14 protein-coding genes and 1 pseudogene are annotated in these 16,166 nt (G+C 46.4%); 6 read left to right on the top strand and 9 right to left on the bottom strand.

Translation table 11 applies throughout. From position 1 onward, the window contains the following. Nucleotides 1-181: 181 nt before the first annotated feature. Nucleotides 182-1,252 carry a tyrosine recombinase XerS gene (gene xerS / locus JI735_RS24790; RefSeq protein ID WP_039837215.1) on the bottom strand — a complete coding sequence of 357 codons (1,071 nt, stop codon included), beginning with the start codon at nucleotides 1,250-1,252 and terminating at the stop codon, nucleotides 182-184. A 265-nt stretch (nucleotides 1,253-1,517) separates the two neighbouring features. On the opposite strand from xerS, the gene JI735_RS24785 reads away from it, so the two are divergent. From JI735_RS24785 to JI735_RS38155, 3 genes are all read left to right on the top strand, one after another. Continuing rightward, a complete protein-coding gene (locus tag JI735_RS24785; RefSeq protein ID WP_051052041.1) occupies nucleotides 1,518-1,871 on the top strand; it encodes a DedA family protein in 354 nt (117 codons plus the stop codon). Nucleotides 1,872-1,938: 67 nt separating this feature from the next. Further along, entirely contained in the window at nucleotides 1,939-2,283 is a 345-nt protein-coding gene (locus JI735_RS38160; RefSeq protein ID WP_459213568.1) for a histidine kinase dimerization/phospho-acceptor domain-containing protein, read from the top strand. Further along, nucleotides 2,273-2,653 (top strand): sensor histidine kinase, encoded by a 381-nt coding sequence (locus JI735_RS38155; protein WP_459213567.1) that lies wholly within the window; start codon nucleotides 2,273-2,275, stop codon nucleotides 2,651-2,653. The genes JI735_RS38160 and JI735_RS38155 overlap by 11 nt, the downstream gene beginning before the upstream one ends. A gap of 53 nt (nucleotides 2,654-2,706) precedes the next feature. Here the strand turns inward: JI735_RS38155 and JI735_RS24775 are convergent, their stop codons facing one another. Continuing rightward, entirely contained in the window at nucleotides 2,707-3,369 is a 663-nt protein-coding gene (locus JI735_RS24775; protein ID WP_202676537.1) for a nitroreductase family protein, read from the bottom strand. Between the two features lie 188 nt (nucleotides 3,370-3,557). On the opposite strand from JI735_RS24775, the pseudogene JI735_RS37515 reads away from it, so the two are divergent. After that, a pseudogene (locus JI735_RS37515) lies at nucleotides 3,558-4,147 on the top strand (TetR/AcrR family transcriptional regulator). Nucleotides 4,148-4,208: 61 nt separating this feature from the next. Here JI735_RS37515 and JI735_RS24765 read toward each other — a convergent pair. Continuing rightward, nucleotides 4,209-5,054: a helix-turn-helix domain-containing protein gene (locus tag JI735_RS24765; protein ID WP_039837219.1), complete on the bottom strand. Its 846-nt coding sequence runs from the start codon at nucleotides 5,052-5,054 to the stop codon at nucleotides 4,209-4,211. 106 nt (nucleotides 5,055-5,160) lie between these two features. On the opposite strand from JI735_RS24765, the gene JI735_RS24760 reads away from it, so the two are divergent. Further along, nucleotides 5,161-6,309, top strand: coding sequence for an epoxide hydrolase family protein (locus JI735_RS24760; RefSeq protein ID WP_039837220.1), 1,149 nt, complete (start codon nucleotides 5,161-5,163; stop codon nucleotides 6,307-6,309). A gap of 200 nt (nucleotides 6,310-6,509) precedes the next feature. Continuing rightward, nucleotides 6,510-7,520: a GDP-mannose 4,6-dehydratase gene (locus JI735_RS24755; RefSeq protein WP_051052044.1), complete on the top strand. Its 1,011-nt coding sequence runs from the start codon at nucleotides 6,510-6,512 to the stop codon at nucleotides 7,518-7,520. Between the two features lie 76 nt (nucleotides 7,521-7,596). Here JI735_RS24755 and JI735_RS24750 read toward each other — a convergent pair whose 3' ends face one another. The 6 genes from JI735_RS24750 to treC form a co-directional block, all read right to left on the bottom strand. Then, nucleotides 7,597-8,244, bottom strand: a complete 648-nt coding sequence (locus JI735_RS24750; protein WP_039837221.1) for a FusB/FusC family EF-G-binding protein — start codon at nucleotides 8,242-8,244, stop codon at nucleotides 7,597-7,599. A gap of 278 nt (nucleotides 8,245-8,522) precedes the next feature. After that, nucleotides 8,523-9,650 carry an NAD(P)/FAD-dependent oxidoreductase gene (locus JI735_RS24745; RefSeq protein ID WP_039837222.1) on the bottom strand — a complete coding sequence of 376 codons (1,128 nt, stop codon included), beginning with the start codon at nucleotides 9,648-9,650 and terminating at the stop codon, nucleotides 8,523-8,525. A gap of 25 nt (nucleotides 9,651-9,675) precedes the next feature. After that, nucleotides 9,676-11,154, bottom strand: a complete 1,479-nt coding sequence (locus tag JI735_RS24740; RefSeq protein ID WP_039837223.1) for an Lsa family ABC-F type ribosomal protection protein — start codon at nucleotides 11,152-11,154, stop codon at nucleotides 9,676-9,678. A 336-nt stretch (nucleotides 11,155-11,490) separates the two neighbouring features. Beyond that, a complete protein-coding gene (gene treR / locus JI735_RS24735; protein ID WP_039837228.1) occupies nucleotides 11,491-12,225 on the bottom strand; it encodes a trehalose operon repressor in 735 nt (244 codons plus the stop codon). A gap of 31 nt (nucleotides 12,226-12,256) precedes the next feature. Continuing rightward, nucleotides 12,257-14,275 (bottom strand): PTS system trehalose-specific EIIBC component, encoded by a 2,019-nt coding sequence (gene treP / locus JI735_RS24730; protein WP_039837224.1) that lies wholly within the window; start codon nucleotides 14,273-14,275, stop codon nucleotides 12,257-12,259. Between the two features lie 27 nt (nucleotides 14,276-14,302). After that, on the bottom strand, nucleotides 14,303-16,006 hold the full coding sequence (gene treC, locus JI735_RS24725) for an alpha,alpha-phosphotrehalase (RefSeq protein ID WP_039837225.1): 1,704 nt from the start codon (nucleotides 16,004-16,006) through the stop codon (nucleotides 14,303-14,305). Nucleotides 16,007-16,166 lie beyond the last annotated feature (160 nt).

The raw sequence follows: 16,166 nt of genomic DNA, 5'->3' as shown, positions 1-16,166 counted from the left end.
AAAGATTTTCCCTTGGAAAGCCTAAATGAGGGGACTTTGTGTCAAAAAGGTGGGGAACTTTGTGTCAATCAACAACAAGAGATATTTTTTGTTGTGATGATGATAATGCCTCTCTACATACATATGTACAAAATACGGGTTTTGTGTATATATCTTTAAGAAACCGCGTAACACTGCGGGTTTAACGATCCATATTATTTACAGCGTTACGCATCTCTTCATCTGTTAAGTGTGTGTATATCATTGTTGTTTGTATGGATGAATGCCCTAATTGATTTTTCAGTTTCGGGACATCGTTATTCTCTAAATGATATCGTGTTGCAAAAGAATGCCTCAGGGAATGTACTGTAAGTGAAGGTTTCCCAAAAGCTGTGGCATACTTTTCAATCAGTTTTTCAATTGAGCGCTGTGTCAAACGCCGGCTTTTGCCTTTACGGCCTACAGGAGCTGCAATAAACAGATAGTTTTCAAGTTTTTCTGGTACATATCTGGTTTCTCTGATCTGCAGATAACTTTCTAAATCCAGTAAAGCCTGTTTGCTAAAATAAACATATTGTTCTTTATCGCCTTTACGTATTACGCGTACCAGAGCTTTATTCATATCCAGATCATCCATATTAATGCCTGCAACCTCGGACAATCGGAGTCCTGAGCCTAATATCAGCGAAACGATTGCTGTATCGCGCTCACGATTAAACTGATGAAACGTATAAATCCGCTTGTTATCCTTATACTTTTCGCCAAAATCATACGCTACAAATTGCCTGAATAATTCAAAATCATCTTCTCTGAGAATTTTACCTTCAATACGGTTTGCAATGGTTTCCTGGCTTTCTTTGACGGCATTTAAATCCATTTTGGCCATTACATTTCGTTGAATATATGGTTTAAGGTCGCTGGTTTCAGCCTTGTTCTGAAGGTAATCAAACAACGATTTCAGCGAGGATAATTTGCGGTTAATCGTAAGCTTCTTGTTTCCAAGCTGATAATCCAGGAATGACAGGAAATTTTCCACTTCACGAATGGTTAACCGTTCCAGCGTTTCTAAGTGTATTTCTTTCCGGATTGATGAAGTTAGATTCTCAGCGATCAGCCAATCGAAAAAGATAATGTAATCATGGCAGTAGTTAAGAAGTGTCGTTAGAGATAACTTTCGTTTTTTGCTATCGATAAATTCTGTTACATACCAAGGTAAATCAGACAGTTTTTCATCAATTCGTTGCATATAGTGCATTTTCATTTGTTTATCCATATATGTACAATCCTCCATGATTACAATATAACTTATTGATATTTATTCGTCAAATTATTATTTTACGTAATTATAATACTTGCTTAAAGGTCTACACTCACTTAATTCATGTGGTAAATCCCTACTCAATTGAAGAAATCAGCACGTTAAGGTTGATATTTTAACCATATACCAAACCTTCAGATTTTCTTCAGAATTATCCCCTTAATTTCCTCAGCTTTTTTCATTAAAGTTTCTGTATCAGACAAATAATAAGGGGCGATAAGTGATCAGTAACACACTCTTAGCACTAATTGACCAGTATGGTTATTGGTTTTTCTATGTTGCTTTTTCTTTGGGGCCTTTGGGTGTCCCCATTCCCAATGAAATTATGGTTCTTACTGCTGCCATTCTGAGCCGCACTGGTGTATTGAATTCCGGGATAACCTACCTTTCTATTCTCTCCGGATTTCTTACCGCCATCACCTTATTCCATTTTGCAGGGAGATGGTTTGGACAACGGTTTAAGCACCGGCTTTACCCTAAACCCCACTTTCAAAAAGCGGAGAAGCTACTGCAAGAGGTTCTGTCAAAAAATTCATCATTATTTCCTATTCCAGTGCTTTCGTCTGGACGGTAATGTTTTTTACCGCCGGTACAGGCTTCGGCCATCACCTTCTTTCTCTGCTTGATTAAAAAGATCCAAGATGGAGCTGATTACCGGAATTTCGCATGACCTGCGCACTCCACTTACCAGTATCATCGGATACATTGAGCTCTTAAGAACAAAATCGTTCCAGGATCAGGAGGAATACACCCGCTTTGTGCAAAATACGTACAACAAATCCATTCATCTGAAGAAACTGCTGGATGATCTATTCGAGTACACTAGGCTCAATTCCATGGACACCCGGAAAAATGTACACCGGATTGATTTGTTCCAGCTTCTGAAGCAATTGCTTTTTGAATTTGAACCGATCGCTCATGATAATGCGATTCATATTATAAAGGATATTGGGCAGCTCTCCTGTGTTAATTTTTGTGGACAGTGATAAAATCGCCAGAGCGATTGATAATTTGCTGATGAACGCTCTGAAATATTCAATTAAACCCGGAGCGATCCACGTTCGAATGATAACAGATCCTAAACAGGCCGCAATCGAGGTTGAAAACAGGGGAATTCCTCTAACCCGTGAACAACAGGAAAAGTTGTTTGAACGTTTTTATAAAGTTGACCACTCCAGAAGCAGCGAAGGCATTCAAACCGGTGCCGGACTGGGTCTTTCCATTGCGAGAAACATCGCTGAACGACATGGGGGTACTCTGACGCTGGATCATGTGAATGACGTGTTTACGTTTCGGCTCACAATACCAATTAAAGATTGCGACGCCTTGTTAGAATCTGAGATGCAGAACCTGTAAAAGAGACCTTAGCCCGCCTTTGTTTATGCGGCGCCAAGGTCTTTATCATTTTGTTATTCCTCAGGCATCTCGTTAAAGAAAGTTACATCATCGACTGCCAGCCTCACTGTCGGATGACCGGATTTCGCCGCCTTGCCGATGGCAATCAGCATAATCGGAACGTAGCGTTCTGAAATACGGAAAGCTTCCATGAACTTTTGTTTGTCGTAGCCGCCCATCGGTACCGTGTCGTAGCCTTTAGCGCGGGCGACAAGCATAAGTTGCATCGATACTAGTCCGCCGTCGGTATAAACTTTTTGGTGGATGGCCTCGGAAGACATGTTCGAATACATGCCGGTATAGCGTTCCACGAACGATTTAGCCGTCTCTGCAGGCATGAAATCCGCATCGACCGCCATTCCGTAAATTTTCTCTGCCCATTTATAACACTCTACATCTCCGAGTACCGCAATGACAGCCGAAGCCTCGACCACTTGCTGTTGATTGAATGCGATCGGAAGCAGCTTCTGTTTCAGCTCCGGCGAGTCGATCACGAGAAACCGCCACGGCTGCAGGTTAGCGGCTGAAGGAGCCAGCGTGGCTTGCCGCAACGTTTCGGTCAATTCCTCCCGCGAAATTATGATCCCGGGATCAAAGCTGCGAACCGACCGGCGTTCTTGAATAACATCGAAAAAAAGTTGGTGCTCCGTCGTTTTTGGCCGTTGTGAAACCGACATGGTCCTCTCTCCTTTGGGAAATGCTGCATTCAGCATTTTGTTTCAATGCAACACTAGTTGTTTGAACAACACCTGCTGTATTTGTATGTTATAATAACAACCGGTTGATTCACAATCATCAATAACCATAAGGCGTTGGATAGACAACACCATCTCTATAATGTCTTTTTTGTTGAGGAGATCTAACTATGACAATTAAAAAGAATGAAGCAGATCCTCGTGTAATTCGTACACGGCGGCTCCTTCAAGACGCTTTTGCTGCATTACTTCAAGAAAAAGACTTTGAATCGATAACCGTTAGGGATATTGCGGAGCGGGCTACTGTTAACAGGACGACCTTTTACGCGCACTTTGCAGATAAATTCGAAATGCTTGAGGCCAAACTAATGGAATCATTTATGACAATCATCAATCGTAGAATAAGCGGTCACGAAGTATTAAATGAGGAAACCATTCAGAGTATTTTTCTGGGGTATGCGATTTTCATAAGGGTCTAAGCACTATGTGCAAGAGAAGGTATACATCCCTTGGACTTGCTTTCGAAAATCAAATAAAGGAAAAAATTCAAACCCTAATTCTTTACTTTATAGATAAAGACAAGATGCAATCGGGTCCAAATGCGCAATTCTTAATAAATACAGCTTCTATTATGTTAAGCTGGGGGATGTATGGGGCGGCTTACGTTTGGAACAATGAGGGATGTCTAATAAGTGCGGAATCATTCGTTAAACAGACTATGCCCTTATTGATGAACGGAGCCAAAGAACTGCTGGGATAAGTCCGGTCGCTAACGATTAAGCCGCCGCATAGGACGGGCAGTGTTCAGCAATAGAATTAGATTAGCTGCTGACACTGGCCAACTTACGGGAAGCTGTCCGATAGGTCGTCGGTGACATCCCTTTTCTGGCGGTAAACTGTTTGATAAAATAGGTATCATACTCAAATCCAGTAGCACGCGCAATTTCATTGAGGCTCATATCTGTATGTACGAGAAGGTCACCCGCAACTTTTAAACGATGTGAAAGCAGGTAACCCATCGCTGTCTTCCCGCACCTTTCCTGAAATCTCTTATTTAGAGTCACACGGTTCAAATGGCCGCATTTTGTTAAATCCTCCAAGGAAATCTTTTGCGGATAATTCGTGTGAATATAGTCCAGCACTGCATCGACAGGCGAGTGTTCACGGGTCCGGTTCAGTTCCTCCAACACCCCCAAAATTTGAATGAGGTACTTTTTTATTCTGCACACCCAAAGTTCATCACTTTGCGCCTTCACTTCCATACCCAGTATAAAAAACCATTCGAGCAATAGCGGATATGCTTTTTCCGTTACACGAGGTACTTCGTTACTGTAAAAAAGGGAAAGCCCTGTTTGGATTCTAGGCTGTGCAGGAAAATAATCCTTTGCTTCGGAAAGCTTAACGCTTTTAAGAAATTCGCGGTGAAAATGAAAGGATTGTGCCGATACGTTAATCTTTTCAACCACTTGCACTTGAGCGTCTTCAGCCAAACAAAGGACACCAGGAGCACTGACAGAGATTGGACGTTGGTTCAGCATCCCCTTTATACTTCCAGACGTTATAAAAATCAGCGTAAACCGTTCTGGATATGGAAGAATACTAAAATCCTCCACTGCTGCAAATTCTATATTCACGGTTCGTTTTTTGTGCCGGTCTGCTTGTGGCATAAGGATCACCTGTCAAATAGTATAGTTGATTGCTTCACTTCATTCAGTGTAACATACAAGCTCAATGTATATAATTATGTTGTAAAAAGAAAAAGGAGGAACCATAATGGCTGTTGAACCGTTTCATATTCATGTCTCCAATGAGATTCTTGACGATCTGCAATATAAGCTGCACCATATCCGTTGGCCCGATGAACTGGAACACTCAGGCTGGGACAGAGGAACGGATTTAAGTTTTTTAAAATCACTAGTTTCCTACTGGAGGGATCATTACGACTGGCGCGCCCAAGAATCCATGCTGAACCGCTTTTCCCAGTTTCGTTCCAATATTGATGGGATAGATGTGCACTTCGTACACGAGCGCGGCAAAGGACCTAACCCTCTCCCCATTATCCTTACCCATGGCTGGCCCGACAGTTACCTTCGTTATCAAAAAATTATTCCTCTCCTTTCGGACCCTGCCAGTTATGGAGGCAATCCGGAGGACTCCTTTGACGTCATTGTCCCTTCCTTGCCGGGATTCGGATTTTCCGGACACCCTAGTCGGGCTGGCGTCAACAATTTTATTGTCTCCCGGATGTGGGCCGAACTGATGACAAAAGAATTGGGGTACCCCAAATTTGCCGCTGCAGGCGGAGATATGGGCTCCGGTGTTACGCGGTATTTGGCCGCAAACCGTCCTGAACTTTTATATGGAATCCATCTAACGGATGTTGGTATTATAAGAAGTCTCTTAACTCTACAGGACGAGTCGGAATGTACGGAAGAAGAACGGCAATATAAGAATAACGCTTCTGAATGGATCTCCCAGGAGGGGGGCTATATGGCCATCCAATCGACAAAACCCCAGACGCTTGCTTATGGACTTTCCGATTCGCCGGTAGGTTTGGCAGCCTGGATCATCGAGAAATTCCGTACCTGGAGCGATTGTAAGGGGGACCTCAGCCAGAAATACAGCATGGACGAGTTGTTGACTCATATTATGATTTACTGGGTGACTAACACCATAGGCTCAACAGCACATATGTATTATGAAAATACGCATTCCTTGCCGCCATTGGGCCGCATAGAAGTTCCGACAGGAATAGCCATCTTTCCCCGGGATGTATTACAGCCTCCTAAATCCTGGGCGGTGCGCAATCTGAATGTAACCCGCTGGGCCACCATGCCCGCCGGCGGGCATTTTACCGCTATGGAAGAACCGGAAGCGCTGGCCAATGACATTCGTGCATTCTACAGATCTTTTAGACAATAACATCTCCTCTCCAAAAAACCGCCTGCATAGCGGCTTTTTTGTTGGGCTATATTCTTCTCTCTTAACTGTACTTTTTGTGATAAAAGCCATAAAAGAAAAAAATATATTGTAATTATTTAGAGACTGGTATATCATCGGCAAAAATGGATATTTCAACCTTCGCTTTCGTCTTGACCATAATACTTTGGGAGGTTATCACGATGAAAAGCTCTTTATCGGATTGCCGCGCTTTAGTTACAGGAGCTTCGGGATTTGTAGGTGCCTGGCTAACTCATCATCTCATTGAACAAGGTGCTGAAGTAACCTCTGTCTTGAGTGAGTTCAACCCGCGAAGCCAGTTTGCAAAACTGGGATTGGACAAGGAGATTCGCTGCTATTATGGTTCGATTGCCGATTACAACTTGATTGAACGTGCAATTACAGACGGGAAAATCAACACTATCTTTCACCTCGCTGCTGTTTCCCTTCAAGATTTAGCCTACCAGATCCCCTGGCAAACTTTTGAAACAAATGTAAAAGGTACATATAATCTGCTGGAGGTTTGCCGTATTCACCAGGACCAGATATCGAAAATAATAGTCGCGTCCAGTGACAAGGTTTACGGTGACAGTCCCGATCTCCCTTATGATGAAGGGATGCCCATTCAAGGCAGAAATCCCTATGATGCCTCCAAGTCTTGTTCCGATCTTATTTCTCAGAGTTATCGACATAGCTTTAATTTGCCTATAGTGATCGGCCGTTTCGGCAATATTTTCGGGGGAGGTGACTTGAATTTCCGCCGGTTAATTCCAGGAACCATACAGCGGTTGTATGCACAACTTCCGCCAATTATTAGAATCCCTTCCAACGGGATATACATGAGAGATTTCCTATATATTCAAGACTTAATGGCCGCCTATATGGCTATGTACCATTATGTAAATAATGAGGGGACGGGTAATGTTTTTAATTTTGGAACAGGCAAGCTGTGGGACATAAAAAAAGTTATTGAAATCATTCAACGTGCCATGAACCTTGAACATATTGAACCGCTTTATGAACATCAAAAAAACAGTGAAATCTTGCATCAATACCTGTCAACGGAAAAAGCAAAATCCACGCTCAATTGGTCTGCAGAGACTTCTCTCGAAGAAGGAATCAGAAAAACGGTGGAGTGGTATCACAATTATTGGAATTCCGATTCCCAAAACTATGAAAGCGCATTAAATTGAACAATCGAATAGATAGTATAGAATCGGGTCTTCAGCAAAACAGGCTGCCCCTAGAGGCAGCCTGTTACAGTTATTGTTATTTACGAACGGAGTCAATGAACTTCTCCAGCGAGGTTGTATTGGTAATGCTCTGATTACAAGCATGGCCGTCCATACATACGTATTGGCCAATGGAAGAATATTGATCAGGCAACGCATTAGCAGGCTTGGTCTTGACGGTTATGAACGCAAGCTCCTGATGCCGGTTGCAGAACATGCAGTACCCTTTTTTGTGGGTCGGCGTGATTCTTCCCTCGATGCCGATGAATTGTCCTTCGGACGGATAGACTATGAACAATTTGTTCGTAGCTATATCTACCCAGCTCAGATAGGTCACATATCTGAAGTCAATCGATTGCAGATCAGGCATTTTGAGCTTTTTATTCTTCGGGAACAGCTTCTGGATCTGCTTCGGAGAAATCGGCGGAAATGGCTCCAGGTATGGTTCTAACGCGTAAAGATAACTCTGGAATTCATGTGCTGTCTCTAAGCCCGATACTTGTTCCAGCATCCGTTCCTGCTCTATTGTCAGAGAAGGGAACGCTTCGATGATATTCACAGCTGTACGGTATCTTACCGTCTTCAAGACGCTCTGATCCGCAACGGACCGCAGTGTCTTCTGGAGAAATTCCGTTTGTTTCTTAATTACATTGTATTGATGGTTTCTAATAAATGGTGTATTCATAGCTTTCAGCCCCTTATTTAATATAAAAAAACATAAGGTGCAAAGCCATTATTAGAAACGATATTGTCAAGCATGGGCGATTGAATCCACTCTCCCGCCCTCACGCAAAGTATCGCCCCTAGGTCAGGCTTTGCATGAGGACTTCCTAGCTAATGAGCAATTCGGCATTGCCATCAGTAAAACCCCCTATCAAGATGAACATGAAAAAAGTATAGCAGGAACACCGGAAAGGTGCAATAATTGGCAGGTTCCTTGTTTATATCTGATTTCTGCAAGCATCAGCCTTCATCAACTGCATTCCGGATATCATAATCAGTAATATCTATTTCCAATTCCATTCCCAGGGCCAGTTGTGCCAGCTGCCTTCCTATATACGGGCCCATCGTCAATCCTGACGCGCCGAGTCCATTTGCCGCAATCAGCCCTTCCCAGCCGGGGACAGCCCCCATTACTGGAAGAAATCCGGGTGTAAAGGGACGGAAGCCCACTCTTGTCTCCAGAAACGTACAGTTCGCTAAGCCAGGTGCCAGGTCTATCCCTTTATGAAGAACCTCCTGCATCCCGCCGGCAGTGACTCGCGTATCGTAGCCCGTAATTTCATTTTCGTGAGTCGAGCCGATAACGATCCTTTGCTGATCCAATGCCAGCAGATATTGATCATTAGGCGGAATAACTACAGGCCAGACGTCTGCGTCTTGGCGGTCCGAAATCTCCAAATGGATGATTTGCGCCTTTTGGAAACGCACTTTAAAATCAATGCCTAATGGCTGCAGCAGCGCACTTGCCCATGCACCCGCACATACAATGATGCTGTCAGCCGAAAAGGTTGTGTTCCCGGCAGTTACGCCGGTTACACGGTTGGCATGATACTGAAGCGACGCCTCCCCGTGGATTACGACAGCCCCGCTCCGCTGTGCGGACCGGATGAGCGCATCACGCAGCGCGCGCCCGTCTACCCTGGCGGCACCGCTGATGCGAACGGAAGACCATCCTTCGGCCAGCAGCGGGAAACGCCTGCGGGTCTGTGATTCCGTAAGCCCTGTAATTTCACCAATTTCCGGGGCATCCGTCTTGCGCAGCGCGGCCCGTTCCTTCATCTGCCCGATTTTTACCGGATCATGATGAACACTTAAGGCACCTACTTGAGCATATCCGGTTTCGGTTTCTCCTTCTTCTTGAAGCTGTGCAATCAATTCAGGGTAATAACGGGCCCCCGCTGTGGCGAGGCGATACCAAGCCTGATTGCGCCGCTGGGACAGCCAAGGGCAGATGATTCCGGCAGCGGCATCGGTTGCTTGCCCTATATCCTTGCGGTCTACCACAAGGACATCTGCACCTGCTTTGGCTAAGTGATAAGCGGTTGATGCCCCGAGAATTCCTGATCCGATGACAATGACTTTCTTCATGAAAGCTTCCCTTTCCTCAACGGGTTCAAAGTTCAATGGTCTTCGTAGCTACATTGTTGCAGAACTCGCGGTCATGCTCCACAAAAAGGATAGTCGGCGTATATTCCAGCAGCAGCTCTTCAATCTGCATCCGGGAAATGACATCGATAAAATTCAGCGGCTCATCCCAAATGTGCAGATGCACCTGTTCACTCAGGCTTTTGGCAATCAACACCTTCTTCTTCTGACCGCCACTGTAAGTGGACAGCTCCTTCTCAAATTGATTTCTGGAAAAATCAAGCTTACGCAATATCGATTTGAACAGGGTCTCGTCAATACCGTTGTCCCGGATGTAATCAGCTAAGCTGCCCTGCAAATGCGAAGTATCTTGGGACACATAGGATATTTTCAATTGGCTATCCTTAATGAAGCTGCCCGTATAAGGGATATCCTCGCCGCAGATTAATTTGAGGATGCTTGATTTTCCGGAGCCGTTTTTACCCGAAAGCGCGATCCGCTCCCCTTGTTCAATCGTAAAATTCACATTAGCACAAACCTGCTTCTCTCCATACAAAATAGAGACCTGTTCCAGCTCCGCCAGTATGTTCTTATGGTAAGCCAGCTGCGTTATCTCCAGGGTGTCCGAGCTCTCAATATTTTTCAGCAGCTTGGACTTTTCGGTAATGGCCGACTGCTGTCTTTGCTCAATAGATTTGGAGCGCTTCATCATTTTGGCGGCCTTATGGCCAATGTAGCCCTTGTCTACCTTGGAGCCGGAATTCCGGGTGCCGTTTTTGGATTTCTCCACTTCATGGGACCAGTTCCCCGTGCGTTTGGAAGAGTCCGACAGCCGTTTGATGTCTTTTCTAAGCTTCTCATTTTGGGCAAGCTCGAAGTTATCCTGTCTCCGCTTATTCTCCCACCAGCTGGAAAAATTGCCTTTTTGAATCTCGATGTTGGTTTTGTTGATGGACAGAATGTGGTCTACACAGTGATCCAGAAAGGATCGGTCGTGAGAGACCAGAATATATCCGCTTTTGGTATTCAGATATTCACTGACCAGCGTCCGGGCATGCATGTCCAAATGGTTCGTGGGCTCATCGATCAACAGAAAGCTGTTTTCCTTAATGAACAATGCAGCCAGCAGCACCTTCGTCTGCTCCCCATTGGATAAGGAGGCAAAGGGCCGGTACAGAACGTCTTCGTCCACCTGCAATAGCGACAGCTCACGCATGAATTGCCAGTGAACATAGTCTGGAAACATGTCGCTGATCACATCAAGCGTATGGTACTCTTTGTTAGGCACCGGATACGGAAAATATTCAAAGTTAACCTTAGCCGAAATGGTTCCGCTATATTCATGTTTGCCGAGAAGCAGCTGAAGAAAAGTAGTCTTTCCCCTTCCGTTCCTTCCCGTAAACCCCAATTTCCAATCGGTATCGATCTGAAAATTCACGTTCTCGAAGATGTTATCGTAGGTGCCCTCATAGGCAAAAGTAAGGCCGGTAACATTAATTAATGACATTGCGTGGTCCTCCTGTATACAAAAATAAAAGCCGCAAGAAAGTTCATTTCTCGCAGCTCAAATAGATACAGCAAATCAAGCCCCCATGAGGGCAGATTAAGGACCTATCGTATGAGAGAAAAGAAAATGGAACTTTCTTGCTTAAAACATAATAAAACATGCGAAAACTATCGCATTGTAACGTTTTATTCGTTTCAAGATCAGCAAGAAAATCCTACATTATCCTTTTCAACCCCATTCATTAAATTAAGTGCATTTTATCATACCGGTTAAATAAAAACAACTCTATACCTTAGTGTATGCCGATTCCTGCGATGTACTGGACTAGAGCTGCTGTTATAACGGATTCCCTTCAATTTGCGCCCGGCGGGCAAAATCTACGAACTGAAATTTATCCAGCCGGTGGCGGGATTCGGTATACTGAAACAGCTGGGTATCGACGAGATGCACATAGTTGCGCACAACGACGATATGCTGGTAATCATGCAGGTCGAGCAGCAGCCTATCTTCGGAGGTCACTTCTTCTACCGAAATTTCCTTTTTGGCGTAGCTGATCCGCAGATGCAGCTGGCCTTCCAGGTATTCATAGATGGAATCCTCAGCGGCAGCAGCCGGTATGGAAGGAACGACGGACGGCAGGAAATAATCCTTGTCGAGGATAATCTTCTCGCCTTCGATCTCCCTTGCCCGGACCACTTTCCACACAGGTTCATTCTCCCTGATGAGCAGTCGCTGTGACACACTGCTTGAACAAGGAACAAGGCTGTTCTCATAGACAATGGTGCGGATCGAACGCCCCAGCTGATCTGCAACCTCCTTGAAGCTGATCAGGCCGGAGACCGGAAAGTTCAGGCGCTGCGTATCCAGCACAAACGATCCCTTGCCTTTGATCTTGTGAATGTATCCGTTCTCCGAGAGCATTTGCAGCGCTTTGCGCACCGTTTCTCTTGAAGTGCTGTAAGCGGCGGCAAGCTGGCTTTCGGAAGGGATTTTCTTCCCCGCCTGAAGCTGTCCCGATTGAATCCGTGCGGAGTAATCATTATAGATATGCGAATAAATATTTTTGTTCACTAGAATCACCATGCTCATCTTATCATGAAAGTTATCCTTGCAGATAGATCTTTAATACGGCATCCCGGTGAGCCTCATCTCCGGCGGTGAGTTCTTCCACCCGCTCAATGACATCCTGTCCGTCCGGGACAATAATCGGTGAGATCAACGGGTAACCAGCTGACGATATGGCGTCGCGGTCAAATTCGAGCAATAGCTGCCCGGCTTTCACCTTATCACCTGCGGCGACATGTGCAGTGAATCCGTTGCCCTTAAGGGATACGGTATTGATTCCAATATGGATCAGCAGCTGCACACCGGAGGCATGCTCCAGAATGACGGCATGTTTGCTCTTGATCACATGGGCAACAGTAGCATCAAAAGGTGCGGTTACCTTTCCTTCGGATGGCTCCACAGCTACGCCTTTCCCCATCTGCCGCTCCGCGAAGGCCGGGTCAGGCACTTGCTCCAAGGGCACAATTCTGCCCCGGACAGGTGACCGGACTTCCAGTACATTAACGGCTGTAGCGGGACTGGATACCGGAAAGGAAGCAGTCTGAACCTGTGCGCGTGATGGAGCCGCTGGCTCAATTTTACTGGAAGCATTGTCCGTTGGGGAGGTTTTTGCAGTAGTATCGTCCGTACCGTCAGCCTCATCCGTTCCGCGGCTGCGGATTTTCCCGTACAGCACGGTAGCTGTGAAAGGCACAATCAGCACTATCGCCATGCCGATGAAGAACACCCCCCACTGGTTCGGGAAGATGGATAAGAATCCGGGAATTCCGCCTACCCCGATGGAAGAAGCGAGCACATTATTCATGGCCAGCAGCACACCGGCAATAGCTGAACCCAGCATTCCGAAGATAAAAGGATATTTGAAGCGCACATTCACCCCGAAGATGGCAGGCTCCGTAACTCCCAGGAAAGCGGAGATGGAGGAGGTGACGGCCAGCCCTTTAGTTTTTTCCTGTTTGGCGACAAACATCATCCCGAGTGCGGCAGCCCCCTGGGCAATGTTCGACAATGCAAGCATCGGCCACAAAAATGTCCCGCCTTCCGAACCGATCAGCTGGATATCGACGGCCAGGAAAGTATGGTGCATCCCTGTGATAACCAGAAGCGCGTACAATCCTCCATAGATCAAGCCGCCCAGCGCCGGGAAACCGCCAAAGATGCTGACCAGTCCCGAGGTGATGGCATTGGCAATAATGAAGGTGACGGGACCAATAACCGTAAAGGCCAGGAATCCGGTAATCAGCAGGGCCACTGGAGCTACAATCAGCAGCTTGAAGGAGTCGGGCACCTTTTGATTCAGCCACCGTTCCAGGCGGGCGAGTAAATAAGCGGACACCAGCACGGGCAGCACCTGCCCCTGATAGCCGATTTTGTTGACATGCCAGCCGAACAGATCCCATATTGGGACGGTGCCTTCCACTTTAGCATCCGCATAACCATAAGCGCTAAGCAAATCAGGATGAACGAGGATAAGTCCGAGAACGATCCCCAGCAGCGGACTGCCTCCGAAGCGTGTTACCGCCGACCAGCCGATTAGAGCCGGAAGGAAGGTGAAGGCGGTGCTGGCAATCGTATTAATAATGGAAGCGAAATCCTTCCACTGCGGATAGACCTCCACCAGAGACTTGCTGTCAAAAAAGATGCCGGGACCCGTAAGAATATTATTAATCCCCAGCAGCAGACCCGCCATCACGATGGCCGGCAGAATCGGGATGAAAATATCAGCCAGCATCTTGATTGCCTGCTGCAGCGGGTTTTGCTTTTTGCTGGCCGCCGTTTTCACTTCGTCCTTGGTTGCCCTGCTCCCTCCAGTGATGCTGAGCATTTCGTCGTATACCTTGTCCACCAGCCCCGGGCCGATGATCACCTGGAATTGCCCTTGCGAGGAGAAATGGCCTTTGACCAGATCGTTCTTTTCCAGTGCGTCTGTATCCACTTGGCTCTCATCATTCAAGGCAAAGCGCAGCCGTGTTACACAGTGTGTAGCGGCTTCAATATTTTCTTTTCCTCCGACGGCCTTTACGATCTCTTCTACATTCTGTCTGTTAATAGCCATATCTGCTCTCCCTTATTCATAATTATATTAGCGGATGATCCACATATAAGAGCCATAGGGCGGAAGCTCAAGGGTCTGGCCCCACACAGGTGTCTGTACAGTATTGCCGATCAGCAGTTCCGCGGCTTGACTGTTGATACGGCTGGACCAGAATTCGTCTGCAAAAGTAAAGCCGGTCTGCGTACCGCTGAAGCTGGACACGACGATAAGCGTCTCCGTCTTACCCGCTCTGGCATAGGCAAAAATCTGCGGGTGTCCTTCATCCAATCTTTGAAATATTCCGTCTGTTATGACCGGTTCTTGCTTCCGCAGGCGAATTAACTGCTTGTAATGGGCAAAAATGGAGTCTGGATCATTTTGCTCGGATTGGACATTAATTTCTTTGTATCGTCTGTCCACTTTCAGCCAGGGGGTCCCGCAGGTGAATCCGGCATGCCCGGAAGCATCCCACTGCATCGGTGTCCGCGAATTATCCCGGGAGCGTTCCCGTATAATGTCCAGCGCCTGCTCCCCTGACAATCCCCGCTCTTGCAGAATCCGGTACATGTTCTTCGATTCAATGTCATTGAATTCCGAGATATCATGCCAGTCGGGATTGGGCATTCCCAGCTCTTCACCCTGGTAGACATAGGGTGTGCCCTGCATGCCGTGAAGCGTTGTAGCCAGCATTTTAGCGCTTTCCTTGCGGTACTTACCATCATCTGCGAAGCGGGACAAGGCACGGGGCTGGTCATGATTATTCCAAAAGAGGGCATTCCACCCGCCGGCCTGCTGCATTCCGGTTTGCCACCGGGTGAACAGCTCTTTCAGTTCGGCAAAATCATAGGGCTGCAGTTCCCACTTCTGACCGTTCTTATAATCAACCTTGAGGTGATGGAAATTGAAGGTCATGGAAAACTCCCGTTCTTCGGGTGTGGAATAGCGGATGCAGTGCTCCAGGGTGGTTGAGGACATCTCGCCCACGGTCACCAGATTGTAAGGACCAAAGACCTTAGCATAAAGTTCTTTGATATATTCATGGACCCGGGGGCCATCGGTATAGAATTGTCGCCCATCCCCCGGAACGGTCGCTGGATCATCGTCAGGAAAGCTCTGATCTTTGGAGATCAGATTGATGACGTCCATTCGGAAGCCATCCACCCCTTTTTCCGCCCAAAAAATCATCAGGTCAGCGACTTCCTGTCTAACCTGCTCATTTTCCCAGTTTAGGTCTGCCTGTGTCTTGTCAAACAGGGTGAGGAAATACTGGCCGGTAGTCTCATCGAATTGCCAAGCCGGTCCGCCGAACTTCGACTGCCAGTTATTGGGTACCCCTCCGTCCGGTGCAGGGTCCCGCCAGATGTAATAATTCCTGTAAGGGTTGTCCTTGGATTTCCTCGCCTCTTGAAACCACGGATGCTCTGTAGAAGAATGGTTGACAACGATATCGGTCATCAGATGCATGCCGCGTTTCTTCAGCTCCCGGATCAATTCTTCAAAATCCTCCATAGTTCCAAAGGCGGGGTCAATTTGCCGGTAATCAGCGACATCGTAACCGTTATCATTTTGTGGAGATACGTAAACCGGCTGCAGCCACACAATGTCAATCCCCAGCTCCTGCAAATAATCAAGCTTGCCGGTTAGCCCCTTGATGTCACCTGTCCCGCTGCCTGTACTGTCCTTGAAGCTCTTGGGATAAACCTGATATACCGTAGACTTGCGCCACCAGTCAGCTTGCGGTGTTGTTTCCATGTGTTAGTCCCTCCCCGTATGCGGCATCTATTTATCTATTCGTTTAACCTGTATATACAAGTATGGATTTTACACTTGTATATACAGGTTGTCAAACCGAAAAATTCCTTGTTCCACTCGTATTCTTGCAAATCTAAACTGGTCTTGGAAAAAGCTGTTA

This window comes from Paenibacillus sonchi (assembly GCF_016772475.1).
In the GTDB taxonomy this organism is placed as follows: Bacteria; Bacillota; Bacilli; order Paenibacillales; family Paenibacillaceae; genus Paenibacillus_AQ; species Paenibacillus_AQ sonchi.
This window is presented reverse-complemented; position numbering and strand designations above follow the sequence as displayed.